General features: G+C 66.8%; 14 protein-coding genes, 1 tRNA gene and 1 other RNA gene. 7 read left to right on the top strand and 9 right to left on the bottom strand.

All coding sequences use genetic code 11. The features are described from left to right. Positions 1-75: 75 nt before the first annotated feature. The 5 genes from N0D28_RS02640 to N0D28_RS02620 all read right to left on the bottom strand — a co-directional run bounded on the left by N0D28_RS02640 (position 76) and on the right by N0D28_RS02620 (position 5726). On the bottom strand, positions 76-393 hold the full coding sequence (locus N0D28_RS02640) for an alcohol dehydrogenase catalytic domain-containing protein (RefSeq protein ID WP_260560851.1): 318 nt from the start codon (positions 391-393) through the stop codon (positions 76-78). Between the two features lie 231 nt (positions 394-624). Further along, positions 625-1050, bottom strand: a complete 426-nt coding sequence (tsaE, locus tag N0D28_RS02635; protein WP_260560850.1) for a tRNA (adenosine(37)-N6)-threonylcarbamoyltransferase complex ATPase subunit type 1 TsaE — start codon at positions 1048-1050, stop codon at positions 625-627. Between the two features lie 24 nt (positions 1051-1074). Next, positions 1075-3045, bottom strand: a complete 1971-nt coding sequence (locus N0D28_RS02630) for a hypothetical protein (protein WP_260560849.1) — start codon at positions 3043-3045, stop codon at positions 1075-1077. 84 nt (positions 3046-3129) lie between these two features. Next, entirely contained in the window at positions 3130-4770 is a 1641-nt protein-coding gene (locus N0D28_RS02625) for a hypothetical protein (protein ID WP_260560848.1), read from the bottom strand. Continuing rightward, the gene (locus N0D28_RS02620) at positions 4767-5726 is read right to left on the bottom strand and encodes a roadblock/LC7 domain-containing protein (protein WP_260560847.1); all 960 of its coding nucleotides are present in this window, start codon (positions 5724-5726) and stop codon (positions 4767-4769) included. Before N0D28_RS02620 ends, N0D28_RS02625 begins: the two co-directional genes overlap by 4 nt. A 267-nt stretch (positions 5727-5993) precedes the next feature. Between N0D28_RS02620 and N0D28_RS02615 the strand changes: the two genes are divergently transcribed. Next, on the top strand, positions 5994-6206 hold the full coding sequence (locus N0D28_RS02615) for an SDR family oxidoreductase (RefSeq protein WP_260560846.1): 213 nt from the start codon (positions 5994-5996) through the stop codon (positions 6204-6206). Between the two features lie 194 nt (positions 6207-6400). Here the strand turns inward: N0D28_RS02615 and ssrA are convergent. Then, positions 6401-6759, bottom strand: a transfer-messenger RNA (tmRNA) gene (gene ssrA, locus N0D28_RS02610). Positions 6760-6914: 155 nt separating this feature from the next. Between ssrA and dprA the strand changes: the two genes are divergently transcribed. Further along, a complete protein-coding gene (dprA, locus tag N0D28_RS02605) occupies positions 6915-8024 on the top strand; it encodes a DNA-processing protein DprA (protein WP_260560845.1) in 1110 nt (369 codons plus the stop codon). A 23-nt stretch (positions 8025-8047) separates the two neighbouring features. Here the strand turns inward: dprA and N0D28_RS02600 are convergent, their stop codons facing one another. Together N0D28_RS02600 and N0D28_RS02595 are read right to left on the bottom strand one after the other, a co-directional pair. After that, positions 8048-8206, bottom strand: a complete 159-nt coding sequence (locus tag N0D28_RS02600; RefSeq protein WP_260560844.1) for a hypothetical protein — start codon at positions 8204-8206, stop codon at positions 8048-8050. Then, positions 8163-8921, bottom strand: a complete 759-nt coding sequence (locus tag N0D28_RS02595; RefSeq protein WP_260560843.1) for a DUF4394 domain-containing protein — start codon at positions 8919-8921, stop codon at positions 8163-8165. The genes N0D28_RS02600 and N0D28_RS02595 overlap by 44 nt, the downstream gene beginning before the upstream one ends. A gap of 217 nt (positions 8922-9138) precedes the next feature. Here N0D28_RS02595 and N0D28_RS02590 point away from each other — a divergent pair, with 217 nt between their 5' ends. The 5 genes from N0D28_RS02590 to N0D28_RS02570 all read left to right on the top strand — a co-directional run bounded on the left by N0D28_RS02590 (position 9139) and on the right by N0D28_RS02570 (position 14847). Continuing rightward, positions 9139-10311: a heparan-alpha-glucosaminide N-acetyltransferase domain-containing protein gene (locus N0D28_RS02590; RefSeq protein ID WP_260560842.1), complete on the top strand. Its 1173-nt coding sequence runs from the start codon at positions 9139-9141 to the stop codon at positions 10309-10311. Between the two features lie 99 nt (positions 10312-10410). Further along, on the top strand, positions 10411-11454 hold the full coding sequence (locus tag N0D28_RS02585; RefSeq protein ID WP_260560841.1) for a hypothetical protein: 1044 nt from the start codon (positions 10411-10413) through the stop codon (positions 11452-11454). Between the two features lie 361 nt (positions 11455-11815). After that, positions 11816-13162, top strand: coding sequence for a polysaccharide deacetylase family protein (locus N0D28_RS02580; protein ID WP_260560840.1), 1347 nt, complete (start codon positions 11816-11818; stop codon positions 13160-13162). Between the two features lie 36 nt (positions 13163-13198). After that, positions 13199-13283 (top strand) — tRNA-Leu (locus N0D28_RS02575). 181 nt (positions 13284-13464) lie between these two features. Continuing rightward, positions 13465-14847 (top strand): D-alanyl-D-alanine carboxypeptidase/D-alanyl-D-alanine-endopeptidase, encoded by a 1383-nt coding sequence (locus N0D28_RS02570; RefSeq protein ID WP_260560839.1) that lies wholly within the window; start codon positions 13465-13467, stop codon positions 14845-14847. 89 nt (positions 14848-14936) lie between these two features. On the opposite strand, the gene rplI is transcribed toward N0D28_RS02570, so the two are convergent. Then, a complete protein-coding gene (gene rplI, locus N0D28_RS02565; protein ID WP_260560838.1) occupies positions 14937-15377 on the bottom strand; it encodes a 50S ribosomal protein L9 in 441 nt (146 codons plus the stop codon). Between the last annotated feature and the right edge of the window lie 2 nt (positions 15378-15379).

Below are 15379 nucleotides of genomic sequence, written 5' to 3'. Positions count from 1 at the left end.
GGGCGATGCGGGCCTTCTCGGCTTACAGGCCGCCAAAGGGGCCGGAGTCCTTGGGGTTGCTGTAGAAGGCCATGCCTACTGAGGGGCCGTTGGGATTGGGCGTTGTCGCACTGGGCGGTGTTGCCTTCCCGGCAGGGAACAGGAGCCGCAGGAGATGGTGGACGGAATAACCATCCGGTCACCCGGCAGAAAGTTGCGCACGTCGTCGCCGACCTGCTCGACCACGCCCACGCCCTCGTGGCCGAGAATCGTGCCGCGAATGAAGTGCAGGTCCATGCCGCAGATGGCGCTGGCGGTCAGCCGCACCACCGCGTCCGTCTTCTCCTTGAGCCAGGGTTCGGGAACATCGTCGAGCCAAATATCACCAATGCCGTGCCAGAGCACTGCTTTCATACTGCCCCTCTGGAACTGTTGAACAAACAGCCCAGATGTAGAGCCTGATGGCTGCGGCTGGATGAATGGACAGACAGGCAGACCTGCAAAAAGAAAACTGGAGCAGCGAGAATGGTCCAGAGAGCGTAAGAGGCCGTATGGTGTGAGTGGCAACCCCAATTCAGTGCAAGACCGCTCGATTTAAGAAAGGTTGAGAAGGAGCCAGAGGACCTGACCCAGTGGCTTAGGCCGTCAGCGCTGCCGTGTCACCCGCCGCCCCAACCCACTGCCCAGGTGTTCCAGCTTCAGCACCCAAGCGTCGGGGAAATCGTCGTAGAAGGCCTCTCCCCATTCGATCACGCTCAGGCGGGCCTCGTCGGTCAGGCGCTCCAGGTCCATCTCGTAGAGTTCCTGGGGGCGGCGCACCCGGTAGGCGTCCACGTGCAGCACCTGACCCTGCGGCGTGGGATAGAGCTGCATCAGGGCGTAGGTGGGGCTGCTGACCAGGCCGCCGAAGCCCAGCGCCGCGATCAGCCCCTGGGTCAGCGTGGTCTTGCCCGCGCCGAGTTCGCCCTCCAGAAACAGCACCGTGCCGACGGGCAAGCTAGGCAGGAGGGAAGCCCCGAAAGCCCGCTGGGCAGCGTCGCTGTCAAGTTCAAGACTCTGGCCTGGCTGCATGGAGGGCATGATATCCGCTGAGAATTATTCTGGAAAGGCACTCAGGCGCGCTCGGGCGTCCTCGATATTCGCGCCCTGGGCCGCCCGGTGACCGCCGACATACGGCACCAGCAACCAGACGCCGTCCAGGGTATTCAGGTGTACCTCGGCGTCCCCGATGGGCGGCGGCAGTTCGGCGAGCTGGGCACTCAGGCGGGCCAGTGACCACGCCTGCGGGTCCGGCGCGCCGCGTATGACTGAACCGCCGCGCAGCTCCCACAGCCCTGTCGGCAGCGGCGCAGCAGTGATGAGTTCCTGCTGCGGTTCCTCGTCGAGCCCCAGAGCATCGAGCAGGCCGGTCAGGGCGTCCTCGCCGAACTGGGCGGTGACCTCGCGGGCCACCTGAAACTCGGCCCTGGCCTCACTCAGCAGCGCCTCGGCCTCGCTCAATACCTGGGTGTAGTGGGCGCGGCCATCGGCGGACAGCTTGCCGAGCTTGAGGTGGGCGCGCAGGGTATCGGCCAGGCGGCCCAGGCGCATGATCGTCTCGCCCGCCAGATGACGGTAGCGGCCATATTCGTCGAGCACCTGCTGAGCCCGCAGGTCGTAGGCCTCGCGCTCCTGGGCCGCTGCGCCCTTGCGCTGGTCAATCACGGCCCACAGGGCGCTGAGGTCAGCCATCTCGCCGCGCTCCAGCGCCTGGGCCGCCTGCGACAGATCACCCTGAAGACCCTCGATGACCGGCAGATCGCGGGCCGCCTGCTCGATTTCCAGCAGCTCGCGCTGGCTTTCCAGGGCATCCTCGGCGCTCTCGCCTTCACGCTCCAGCACCGGCAGGCTGCGCGCGAGCAGGCGAAGTTCGTCGGTGGCGAGGCTGCCCGAGGCCAGTAGACCCAGCGCCACCGAAACGCTGAGCTGGGCCTGCTGCACCGCTCCCAGCGAGGCGTCGAGTTGCACCAGCCGGGCTTCCAGCTCACCGAGTTCGAGTTGCTGGGCGTCGAGCTGGGTCGCCTGGGCCGCCTCAAGGTCGCCGCGCAGGCGCACGAAACGCTCCTCGCCGACCAGGTGACCACTTTCCAGGCGCTCTCTGGCGGCCTGCACTTCCAGGTTCAGGGCCGCCTCGACGCGCAGCAGCGGAGCGAATTCGCGGCTGAGATCCGAGAGCGCCCGGACCTCGTGGACGCGGTCCATCTCGCGCATCTCCTGCACCACATCGTCGCTGGCCTGCGGAGCGGAGCCGTCCACCGCCAAACCCACCACCGATGAGGCCACCAGCTTGCGCAGGTCAATCGTCAGGCCACGGGCCCGCTCCACTTCCGAGGGCAGCAGCGCGCCCTCATTCTGGGCCGCCTCGATGCTCTGGAGCAAGCCGCCGAGGCGGCGCACCTTGGGACCGCCCACCCCCTCGACGCGGCCAAACCCGGCGCGCAGCTCGGCCAGATCGCTTTCCTGCATCACCAGAGCTTCGGCCAGGCGCGCCGCCAGGGTCTCACGCAGCTCCTGGCCCTCGGAGAGCAGCTTGTCCGGCAGCGGCTTGCCCGCGTCCAGTTCGCCGTGCAGCACCACGCTCAGGGCGCGCAGGCGTTTGACTTCCGGCCAGTCGAAATACAGCGCGTAGGTTTTGAGGGCGTCTTCGAGCTGGACGACCTGCGCCCGCTGCTCGGGCGTGGCCGCCGGAAGCTGAGGGGCGGCGTGCTCCGCCCGATCTGCTTTGCCCCGTTCTGCCAGCGCCGGGTCGCCGAAGAGGGTCGGGGTGGCGGGCCGGATCAGCGGGGTGGCCGGAGCCGAGCTGGCGAGCTCTGCCAGTACCTCCTCGATGCGGCGCTTGGCCAGCGAGGCAGGCACCGTCAGTTGGAGGCGGCGAAATACGTCGCGCTTGAGAATATCGGCGAGCTGGGCGGGCGAGAGCTGCTCGGCGCGTAGCGAGCGGTCCTGCGCCGCGCTCTCGATCAGCCGCTCCAGCGCCCGCGCTGAAATGAGGTCGCCGAGCTGGCGCACCGCTTGCTGGTAAGACATGCTAATTCTCCTTGAGGACGAACCCGGGAACGGCCAGCAGCCGCAGCTTCAGTCCCCGCTTTCCGCCCGGCACCAGCCGCGCCATCAGATTTCCTCGTCCCATTCCAGACTGCTCTGGGTTTCGGTTTGCAGCGGCCTGGCATTGGCTCCGAGTAGCCCGAACTGGAGGCACAGGCCACGGAAGCCGTAAGTCAGCGCTGTCAGGGCCAGCAGCAGGCTCAGAATCCAGACGGGGCCACCCCAGGCGTTCTGGGTCAGGGTCAGGTTGGTGAGACTACGCAGCGCGCCGACGCCCGAGAGGTCGCCCAGAAAGCCGAGCAGGCCGCCCACACCCTCCAGCAGTGCGGGCAGCAGCAGCAGGATCAGCCCGCCCAGAATGGCCCGCCAGTAGGGGTTGCGGCTGCCGAAAGCCAGGTTGAGCAGATAGAGCGGGTACGCCGAGAGGAGCGCCAGCACGAAGAAGAAGATGGCGCGCACGCCGCCGCCGAAGCTGCGCGAGACGCTGGCAGCAGAGGCGTTCAAAACGCTGCCGGGCTTGGCACTCGCCTCAGCCTCGACGTTGCCGAGTTCCCCGATCAGCGACTGCACGTCGCCGGGGCGCAGGCCACTGCGGGTCTTCAGGGTGCTCAGGTCCTGGGCCAGCACCGGGTAGCTGACGCTGCGGCTGAGCGTGCTGGCCTGGCCCAGCGCCCGCTCGGCGTCGGCCAGGGCCTGACGGGCAGCAGGCTGGTCGGCCACCGCCGCCGCACTCAGGGCGCGGCCCAGATTCGCGTAAACCTGGTCGACTCCAGCTTCGCCACTGCCGGACAGCGGAGCCGTGGCGATGGGCTGGCCGACCGGGGTGGGAGACGCAGCGGGGGCGGTCTGGCTGGGAATGGTTGAGCCGGGCGTGCCCTGAGAAGTCGCCTGGCTCGGCGGCAACACGGCTGACGCGCTGCCGGGCGCCGCGCTCGCTCCAATCACGAAGCGGGCTGCACCAGCGCGCAGGGCTTGCAGGGCGCTGCGGGCCGCACCGCTGTCGCCGCCGCCCAAGGCGCTGAAGGCGCTGGCAAACTGATCCACCTGTAAATTGCCCGCTGCGGGCGCGCCCTGCGCTGCCGTGAACCAGCTGGCGGCGCGGGTCAGGTTGAGGTAGGCCCCGGCGCGGTCCGCGAGATTGACCGCCCCCAGATAGCCCTGCACCTTGCGGGCGGCGGCTTGGTCGAGCAGGCGCTGGGCCTGCGCTGCATCCCGGCTGACCGACTTGAGAAACAAGCTGCGGCTGGCGGCGTCCAGACCGAATTCCTCGGCCAGCAACCGGCTCTGGTTTTGCAGACTGGCGCTCTGACCAGCCGGTGGCGCGGCGCTCTGGGCAGCGGCCAGGGCACTGAGGGTCTGACTGTAGAGCACCGCCCGCATCAGCCCACGTGCCTGCGTGACCTGGGCCTCCAGATCGGCGGCGCTGCGGGCCAGCGAGGCGCGCGAGGACGAGAGCGAGGCGTCCAGACCCTGCGCGAGGAGATCGCTGCGGATGGTGGGCTTGAGGGTATCGAGCGCCTGCTGGGCTTTTTGCAGATCGCCCAGGCTTCGCGCCTTGCTGAAGGCCCGGTCCTGCACGGCGTTCCCGAGGGCCACCTTGAGCTGGCGGTAGGCGTCCAGATTCTGCGCGCCTGCACTGCCGAGCAGCGACAGGCTCAGAAGCAGCGCCCCACCTCGCAGGATGCTCGGACGATCAGACGCGCTCATGCCGCCACCTCGATCTGCTGCAGCTCGCTCAGCAGCCGCCCCACGTTGACATCGCCGCGCGCCAGCAGGGCCACGCAGTACTTGCCCAGCACCCGCATGCAGACGGTGGCACTGCCAAGATCGGCGCTGAGGAGCCTCAGGTCGCGCTGCCGAAACAGCATGGCAGTGGCGGCCACCACACTGCCGAGCTGCGGCGCACCCTGCGGCGCGCGCACGCTCAGCACCTGGCCGTCGGTGCTGCACAGCACCACCGTCTGCACGCCCGCGTGCCGGGCCAGCTCGTAGAGCAGCGCGTCCTGGCCCTGAGGGGTCGCCAGTTCGTAGCGCTTGTGGGCCGCTTGCAGGTGGGCATATTCAGGATCGCTGAACTCGAAGTCGTCCGCACCGAACTCTTCGACGCTTGACTCCTCGGCACTGGCGGCGAACGCCTCATCTTTCAGATCGGTCTTCGGGGCCTTGGCAGCGGATTGGTGGGCACTCAGGTCGGTCACGCTCTCCTCTTTTCGGCCCGCTTCGGGGACCGGTGATGTGGCTTTGAAACGAGCGTCAGGCAGTGCAGGGCTGGGCGGCGGGCGTCTGGCCGCAGTCGGCGGTGCACGGTCCGGCCTGTCCTCAACGCCGGGCAGGTGACCGTCATCACTCCAGATGGTGTCGTCTTCCTGATCCCAGGTCACGGTCCGGGCGTTCTGGTCAAACAGAGTGGAGGATCTGAGATCGTTGCGCTCAAGTCGGCGCGAAAGCGCGCGCAGCTTGTCGAAGGCGGCGGTGCCGGGCAGCACCTGTGAAAGTCGGCGTTCGAGCGGTCCAGCCAGCACCCGCTGCATATCCCGCGCCGTGACCGTGTCAGGCGAGAGCCTGAGGTCTCGCAGCGAATCTCTCAGCATCGTCTCGGCAGCACGGCCCGACACCACCTTCGATAAGGAGCGTGAGGTGAGTTGGAAGACGGGGTTCGGCATGAGTTAGTGAAAGTATAAAGACGGGCGCTTACATCTTTCTCTCAGAGGTATCCGCCCGGTCAGCCGACTCCGCTAGACTCGCTTTCATAACACTCTTCAGGTCGGTATTACAGGCCAGAAGGCTCCTCATTCCCGGGGCCAGCAGCAGCAGTGGCGTGGCGGCGGCCCTGCTGGCCCGCTACCCGGAAAACTTCGATTAAGCGGGTTGCGGGCGCTGGCCGCTGCCGGGCTGGGTACCCATGGGCCAAGCCATGCCAGCGGCGCGAGATGATCCCGACCAACGCACTGGACCCAGCCCTCACGGCGCAGGCCAGTTTGCCCGATCTGATCGCCAGCCGGGGTCACCTGCTCCTCGTCGGCAACGTGGCCAGGCGGGTCATCAGCCCTGGTCCTTACAGCGCCACCAAAGAGGCGGTGCCGAGCATGGGCGAGAGTATCCGCAGGGAGGTCTCAGCCCAGGGCGTTGGATGGCCAGCGTGAACTCTCCAATGTTCCGGCAGCGTCAGAGAATCGTCAAAATAGAAGGTGCATCAGTGCAGCGTCCATTGAATGACAGCGTGAACAGAGATAATTCAAACTGCCTCCATCTCTTTTTCCGCGTCCCGCGTGCCACCTGCCCGAGGGCGGTCATAAGAAAGCGCCGCCTCCCTTGAATGGAAGCGGCGTTTCATCTGTGGTGGAGGCGGAGAGAGTCGAACTCTCGTCCGAAAACCCATTCAGCGTGACTCTACGTGTGTAGCCTGAGTATGAATTGTCGGGGCGGGGCTGGCCCACAGGCAGGCTTCCCTTTCCTTAACCCTGTTTGTTTTCGCGCCCGGTCCCAGGATGTAACCGGAGCTAGCCATTGTTTAAGTCAGCTCGCGTAGCGCCAATGGCAAGGCTCTAACGGTTGCTGCGCTGGGGTTTAGGCAGCGTAAGCGTACTGCATTTCTTGGTTGCCAGTTAAAGGCTTTGCCGCTTTTTTACGAGGCCAACGGCCACCTCGACACGCAACACATCCTTCAGAGATCCCCGTCGAAACCGGATCGCCCCCAGACTTCGTCAGTATATACCGGCGGCGCGGACATTGCCTTGAGGAAATGGCTTACGGCGTCTCACCGGAGCGTCAGTCTCTTCTACCAGGACCGTGCGGATGAGAGTGGGAGCCGTGTCGGGAAACTGTCAGGCCCACTTGCCTAGTGTGAGCGGATGAGCTGCCTGGACGCCCCCGCACCCACCCCCGCCACCGACCCGGACGCCGAGTTGCTGGCCCTGCTGACGCTGCGCCTGACGCCGGGACTGGGGCCGCGCCGCATCGAGAACCTGCGGCGGCATTTCGGCTCGGCCGGGGCAGTGCTGGCCGCACCCCTGACACGCCTGCGCGAGGTGCCAGGCCTCGACAGCAAGTCGCTGAGCGCCGTCGGCATGCCGGGCGTGGGGGTGCGCGCCGAGCAGGAACTCAGCCGCGCGCGGGAAGCCGGGGTGCAGGTGCTGGGCCGGGGACTCAGCGGCTACCCAGAAGCTCTGGAAGCGCTGCAAGACCCGCCCGCCGCATTGTGGGTGCGCGGCCCCGACGTGCCGCTGGAGGTGGTGCCGCGCGCAGTGGGCCTGGTCGGCACCCGCGCCGCGAGTGAGCACGCCCTCAGGCTCACACGCCAGCTCTCGGGCGACCTGGCCCGCGCCGGGGTCAACATCGTCAGCGGCCTGGCACGCGGCATCGACAGCGCGGCGCACCTGGCGGCCCTGGACGCGGGCGGGGTCAGCACGGCGCTGCTCGGCTGCGGGGTGGACGTGATCTACCCGGCGGAGAATGCCCGGCTGGCCACACGCCTCACCCTGGTCAGCGAATACCCAATGGGCACCCGGCCCGCCACCCACCACTTTCCGCAGCGCAACCGTCTGATCGCCGCCCTGAGTGCGGGGTCGGTGATCGTCGAGGGCGACCTCAAGAGCGGCGCGATGATCACGGCGACGCACGCGCTGGAATGTGGGCGCACAGTGTTCGCGGTGCCGGGCCGGGCGAACGATCCGCTCTCTGCCGGGCCGCACCGACTCCTGCGCGAAGGTGCGGTGCTGACCGAGCACGCGGGCGACGTGCTGCAAGAACTCGGCTGGGGCGAGGCTCCTGCTGCTGTCAATCTGGACCTGACGCCCGAACAGGCACTGGTCTACACGGCCCTGCCGGAAATCGGCGCAGCGCTACTCGACGACATTGTCTCGCGCAGCGGGCTGGACATGAGTCAGGCCCAGCTCGCCCTGACGATGCTGGGCCTGTGCGGTCTGGTGGATGAGCAGGGCGGGCGCTACCTGCGGCGCTAGCTGCGTCAGACCAGAGGCAAGCTTTACTGGGTCGGCAGTTCCAGGGCAATGCCGCGCAGCGTCAGGTTGCTCAGGCTGGTTTTCAGGATGGCCGCGCCACTCGTCAGGTTGAGGCTGTAAAGCTGGGTGCTGCCAGCACTACTGACGCTGAGGTACGCCTCCGTCCATGCCCACGATGTCAAAGCCGGTATTGGCGGTAGCGTCGATGCCCAGCGGCCCCACCGTGTTGAGGGTGCTGAAGTTGCCTGCCGGAGCCGGGAGCACCGTGCTGGTGTGCTTGACCAGGATATCGAGGTCAGCGTCCACGCTGTAGAGGGTGGTGGCAGTGGCCTCGGGCTTGAAGTTCTTGAAGCTGTTGGTGTAGGCGGCGGCCACCAGGTTGGGATTCTTGCCCGCGTTGGCGTCGCCCGCCAGGTACATCAGTTGACCGTCCGCCGTGACGGCACCCGCCGTCGCCGCCGTGGTGGCCGGGGTCAGGCGGTAATTCATGTCACCCGCCGACAGCACCCGCAGCCGCTGGGCCGCCGGGTTGAAGTCAATCACTTCGGGCGTGCCCACACCGGTCGCGGCGGCAACCACAGTGAAGGTCGCCGCGCCGCTGGCCGGATCGATGGTGTAGAGCTTGCCGCTGGCGCTCAGGCCCGTCAACGCACCACCGTTGGTATTGCTGTCGATATCGGTGAGGCGTTCGTCGCCCAGCCCGGTAACGTCTCTGGTGGTCAGACTGGCGGCAGGGTTGCCCAGGCCGAAGACCGCCAGTCGACCGCTGCCGGTCAGGCCATACACGACCCGGCCCTGGGGCGCTTCAGGTGTCGGCACGACCACCGACTTGGGTGAGCAGGCGGCCAGGCTCAGAGCGGCCAGGAGGGCAGCGGACGGCAACATCAATCGGTTCATAAGGCTCCTTTGAAAAGAAAAAAATGGGGACAGCCATGCCCCGAAGAGGGCAGCGAGGTACTGAGGTATATCCGTCCCGATCTTGGACTGGATGTAGATCCACGCAAATCTAAATTCCAGATGAAATTGTGTGGATTCTGCCCTGGCCCATTCCAGATCCACACGAAACCAAACCGACTTCACTTCAGACCTAGCCGTGTGGGCGCAGACTGCGGGCATGAGTGCGCCCACCTCCCAACCCGTTGGCGACCCCACTGAGCTGACGCCGACTGCCGCGCCCGACGCTGCTGCACAGCTGGCCCCGGACACAGCTCCAGAACAAACCCGCGTGCCCGCCCGACGCCTGGTGGCGCTGGACGCCTGGCGTGGCCTCACCATCCTGCTGATGCTACTGGTCAACAACGTTTCCTTGGGCCGCTACACCCCCGACCAGCTCGTTCACGCGCCCTGGGGCGGCGGCCTGACCCTGACCGATCTGGTGTTTCCCTGGTTTCTGTACTGCGCCGGGGCGTCTCTTCCCTTCTCGCTGGGCAAACGGGCAGCTGGTGACGGCAGCTGGTGGCCGGACCGCGCCACGGTGTTCAAGCTGATTCAGCGGGCCATACCGCTTTATTTGGTAGGTGCGCTGCTGACCAGCGTGGAGAATCAGGCCCCCACCCTGGGGCTGGGCGTGCTGCAACTCATCGCCCTGGCCTCGCTGTGCGCCGGGCTGATGGCCCGCTTTCCGGTGCGCTGGCGGCTGGGCGTGGCGCTGGTGCTGCTGGTCGTCTACCGGCTCTTTTTGCTCAGCGCGCCGTTCAGCGAGGCCGACAACGCCGTGCAGCGGCTCAACGCCATGTTCCTGAACGACTTCGGGCTGCGCGGTCTCACCTCGGTGGTTCCGGCCACTGCGCTGGTGCTGCTCGGCAGTGTGGCGGCCCAGCCGCTCAAGAACCGCCGCCGCGAGGTGCCCTTGCTGCTGGCCTTCGGTGCGGCACTGGCCCTGGGCGGCTGGCTCTCCGCCGACGCCCTGGGATTCAACAAGGCCGTCTGGACCCCGGCCTACATCCTCTACTCGGCAGGGCTGGGCACGCTGGGGATGCTGGCCCTTTACCTGATCGGCGACGCCCGCCGGGGCCAGTTCGCCTGGCTGCTGAGTCCCTTCACGGTGGCCGGGCGCAACTCACTGCTGGCCTACGTCTTCCCGATTCTGCTCAAGCTATGGGTGCTGGCGGTCTGGCAGGTCAACTGGACCGGCAAGTCGCAGAGTATTCTAGGCGCGCTGCTGACCCTGGCGCAGCGTGGCCTCGGCGTCCAGGCGGGCGGCTGGGTCTACAGCCTCGGCTACGTCGGCGCGTTCTGGCTGGGGCTGTGGGTGCTGGCACGGCGCGGCTTCATCTGGAAACTCTGAATCTGGCCGCCTTTCATACGCTCCTGATCGAGACTGAATAAGATGGACTGATGGTCTGTTCCTTTGTCGTCTCACCTCTCTTTCAAAAGCAGGTTCCCCATGACTAAATTCAGATGGCTGTCCCTCATGGCGCTCTTGGGCGTGACCCAGGCTGCCGCGCCCACTCCTTCTCCCAGCGACGCGGCCTACGCCTACAGCAGCCCCGCCTTCAAGGCGCTGACCCAGGACTCGTATGCCGTGCGCGACCTGACTTCGCCCGACTTCTCAAGCTGGCTGGAGAGCAAATACGCCGCCGCCAATCTGCCGCTCGCAGGCGGCAAGACCCTGCTGGCAGGGCTGGCGGCGCGCAAGGCGGCCCTCGCTGCGGCCAGCGGCGAAACGCGCGATCAGCTCGCCCAGGACACTGCCCAGTGGGCGCACACCTTCATCAAGAAAATCCTGCCCAATTTCAGCCTGGAGCGCGGTTATGAGTTCGCCTACGCGGTCAAAGCCGGGCAGCGCCAGTGCCTGCTGCAATCGCTGCTGATCTCCGCACTCCTCCAGCAAGCGGGCCTGGACGCGGGCAGCGTGATGGTCTGGCAAAACGACCAGGGCCAGGAAAGCAACCTCGGGCACGTGGTCGCCCTGGTGCGGCTGCCCTCCGGCAAGGCAGCGCTGCTCGACGACGCCAGCGACCCGAAACCCTTCATGACCCACCAGGGGCTGCTGATCCGGGACGGCGGGGCCTACCGGTTCGCGCACCCGGTCTATAGCGGCCAGCGCATCACCGGCTTCACGCGGGCCGACACCCAGGCCCCCATCGCGCTCAGCGCCGCGCAACCGCTCGACCTGGCCTACCTCAAGTCGCAGATCAACTACTACCGGGGCGAGCGCGCACCCGGCGGGTTCATGGGCGCGGGCGGCAACTACAGCGGCAAGAGCGACGCGGCGGGCCTGGCCCAGAGTGCCAAATTCCTTCAGAGTGCCGTCAAGGACAACGACCAGAATGCGCTGGCAACCTACGTGCTGGGGCTGGTGGAGCGCAAACTCGGCCAGACGGCCCAGGCCAAGGCCCACCTCCTGGCCGGTGCCAAGCTGTATCAGGCCCAGGGCCACCTACCCGCCGGTCCCGCCGACGCTTTGAAGTGGGCGCAGGCCAACTGATCCGGACTCCCGATTGAGAACAGCGTTCGGGTGCTGCCCGGTCCAGGAGAGCGGCGTCCTCGGGGAAGGCTGAGACACTTATCGCTGCTGTTTACGCTGAAATTCCGTTCAAGACGAGATGGAACCATATCCGGCAAAAGCGCCAGATATGGTGCAATTGAGTGTTGCCCGGATGAACTGCCTGCTCCGCAACAACTGAGAAATGTCTGGCACGGTACTCTTCAGAGGCTGGCTATCTGGGCCAGCAGACTTCTCCCCTGGTTTGCCGAAGGCCCAGCACTGAAGGCACCGCCCTGAATCCCCAGCGCCGTGCTTACCGAACGGCTGCTTACTCCTCCCCCCCATTTCGGAGTCCCACACCATGCTGATCTCTTCCCGCGCCCTGGGGCTGCTCTCACCCCTGCTGCTGTGCCTGACCCTGGCCCAGGCGCAGACGCCCACGCTGATTCCTGCCACACCTCTCTCAAATCCACTCCCCGCCGCGACGCATGCCAAACCGCTGCGCTTGCCCGGCGAGACGCAGCCGATTGCGCCCGGTACCCGCCGCGCGTCGCCCATTCCCGAGCTGATACTCAACCCGCCGATGCCGCAGGTGCGCCAGATCCAGTATCTCAGCAACGGCCATATCGAGGTTGCCAGCGCGGTGCTGCTCCTCCAGCCTGGCGAGGTGGCGCAGGCCCGCAAACTGGCGGCCACGGCAGCGGCCCGCACGCTCGGCCTGCGCCCCAGCCTCGTTGAAGTCGATGTCAGCGTCTACAACAAAACCGGGTATGGCGGCTTCGGCGGCCCGCTGCCGATCCTGACCCTCAGCGCGCCGCGCGCCCGCCTGCAAGAGGTGGCGGCCTGGGCGGCAGGCGGGACCTACGAGCGGGCCTGGGAAGCGCTGGGCAGCACACCGCCCAATCCCGGCAACGCGGACCGGATCGCCGACAGGGTGCGCGAGCAGACCATCAACTTTTTCGGTGATGTCAACCAGACGCTCTCCGACGCCCGCACCCGCACCGCCAGCCGCGCCAAGGGCGGTATTCAGGACGGCCTGCTCTACGGCGGCAGCGTCCTGAAGCCGGTGGCAGCCCTCACTTTCGACGACGCCCCGCACCCGATGTATGAGCCGCTGCTGCTCGATCTGCTGCGCCGCGATCAGGTCAAGGCCACCTTCTTCGTGATTGGCCGCAACGCCCGCGCCTACCCCTACTTCGTGCGCGACATGGTGCAGCAGGGTCACGAGGTCGCCAATCACACCTACCACCACGTAAGGCTCCCCGCCCTCTCGCTGACCGCCGCCATCACCGAACTCAGCCTCACCAACCAGACCCTGCGCGGCCTCACCGGACAGCCAGTCAAGTATTTCCGGCCCCCCGGCGGCGACTACACGCCCCAGACCCTCGACGCCGCGCGGGCGCTGGGCCTCACCACCGTCTTCTGGACCGACGACCCCGCCGACTTCCAGAATCCCGGCGACAGCGTTCTGGAAAGCCGTTTTGACCGCAGGCTGCACCCCGGCGGCATCATCTTGCTGCACGACAACGCTCAGGAAACCCTCAATGTCTTCGGAGCGTTTCTGGCCTATGCCAGGAAGCGCGGCGTGTCACTCGGCACCGTCAGCAGCCTGCTGAACGGCAAACCCCTCCCGCTGCTGGGCGCTGCCGGGAGAGGCAAGCACGGCCTCCGCAAGACCAGCGTTGACAAGTTCGTGCTTGGCCATTAAACTCTACTTCGCTTGCTCATTGAGAGCTTGCCCTTTGCTGGGGTGGCGAAATTGGTAGACGCGCACGCTTGAGGGGCGTGTAGGGCAACCTGTGTGGGTTCAAGTCCCATCCTCAGCACCAACATAAAACGAACAGTCCAGCTTCTTATCAAGCTGCTGAACCCGCCGGAAGACCTCGTCTGGCGGGCGTTTTTTTGGCTGCTGGTCAAGTGCTGATGGAATCAGGGCTGGGGCGTGCGCCTCGCTTGCAACTCCTTTCCTGTACAGCGCTCACCGCCGTGAACTTCTGTTAGCCTGTTGCGGTGCGCTCCCTGCTCTGGTACCCCCTGCTGCTGACCTGTCTGGTGACGGGTTCAGCGGTAGGTCCAGCGGCAAACGCGGCGGAAGTGACGCTGCGCGCCGTGCTCAGCCCGGCAGTGTCGGCGCTGCTGGCCCACCCGCCCAGTTCCGTTCACCTCGGCCTGCTGGTGCGCGACCTCGACACCGGCAAGGTGCTGGAAGCGGCCCGGCCCGACGAACTGTTCGTGCCCGCCTCCACCATGAAACTGGTCAGCATGGCTGCCCGCCTGACGCAGGGCGGCCCGCAAAGCCGCTACAGCGTGGAGGCGCTGGCCCCGGCACAGGAAGTCAGCCGCCACGCCAAAAGCCTCAGCCGCCTGAGTCTGCGCGGCCTGGGTGATCCGAGTCTGAGCGTCACCGGGCTGTATTCGCTCTCGTCGCTGGCACAGCAACTCGCCAAGAGCGGCATCGAGGAAGTCGGCGAACTCAGTGTTGCCCCCACCATCGACAGCACCACCTGGCCCGCACTGCCGCTGGGCACCCCGCTGGTGCCGCTGCGCCTCCAGGAGTACCCCGGCTGGAACGACACCCCCGAGAACTACGCGGGGCGGGTCACGGACGCGTTCGCCGGGCAACTGCGGGCGGCAGGCATCCGGGTGGGCGCGGCGGCGAGCGGGCTGGGCCGCCTGGTGGGGCAGCAGAGCGCGCAGCAGTTCGGGCGGGTGACGCCGGGGTATTCCGCCACACCCGCGTCCACCGCCGACGTGCCTGAAGTCAGCCTGGCCAGCGTTCAGAGTGCGCCGCTGATCGCGCTGCTCCGCCAGACCCTCAAGCCGAGCGACAACGTCTGGGCCGATCAGCTTGCCGCCCGCCTGGGCCAGGTGCCGGGGCAGGCCAGCACCGCATCTCTGACCCACGCCGGCATGCTGGCGGGCCTGCGCCGGTTTCTGATACAGGTCGGCGTGAAGCCCGCGCCGCTGAGCCTGAGTGACGCTTCCGGACTGTCGGAGGCCAACCGCCTGACCCCGCGCACGCTGGTCACGGTGCTGGAGCGGATGTACGATCTGCCGATCACCGCCCTCAAAACACCGCTCACACCCGCCGAGGCGTTCGCCCAGCGCAAGAACCTCTTCATTGAAGCCCTGCCGCGCGGCGGCACCGGCATCTCCAGTGCGGCGGCCAGGGCCGAGGGCGGCACGCTGGCCGGGCGCTTCGTCGGCAGCGGGCTGGACGTGCGGGCCAAAACCGGCACGCTGCCGGGGGCGTCCAGCCTGGCGGGTTACGTGCGCGGCAAATCGGGGCACGTGCTGGCCTTTGCCATCATGGTCGACCAGGCCCCCGGGAACACCCTCGATTTGCGGGCCTATCAGGACAGGCTGCTCAAGGTCATCGCGCAGAGCCACTGAGCAGTACCCAGCAAAATCAAAGAAGCGCCTCGCCCAGTACTGGGTGAGGCGCTTCTCAACATCTGGTGCGTCAGCTTTGCAGCGTCAGCTCACTTCTTGGCGTGAACGACCAGCTTGAACGGCACGCTCACCTCGGGGTGGGCGCGGTAGCTGACCTCGTACTCGCCGATGTCCTTGACTGCTTTGGGCATGTCGAGCTTGCGGCGGTCCACGACGAAGCCCTTCTCGGCCAGCGCGGCGGCCACATCGGCGTGGGTCACGGCACCGTAGATCTTGCCTTCACCCGCCTTGACGCTCAGCTCCACGCTGAGGTCCTTCATGCGCTCGGCGAGGTTCTCGGCGTCCTTCTTCTCCTGGGCCAGCACCTTGTTGCGCGACTTGATGCGGGCTTCCAGGCTCTTGAGGTTACCCTGGGTGGCCGGGAGCGCCATGTTCTGGGGAATCAGGAAGTTGCGGGCGTAGCCGTCTTTGACGCTTACCACGTCGCCGACCTGGCCCAGTCGGCCGGGCTCGAGCAAAATAATCTGCATGG

It is taken from the genome of Deinococcus rubellus (genome assembly GCF_025244745.1).
GTDB classification, from domain to species: domain Bacteria; phylum Deinococcota; class Deinococci; order Deinococcales; family Deinococcaceae; genus Deinococcus; species Deinococcus rubellus.
The sequence above is the reverse complement of the archived record's forward strand: the minus strand, read 5'-3'. Positions and strand labels throughout refer to the sequence as shown.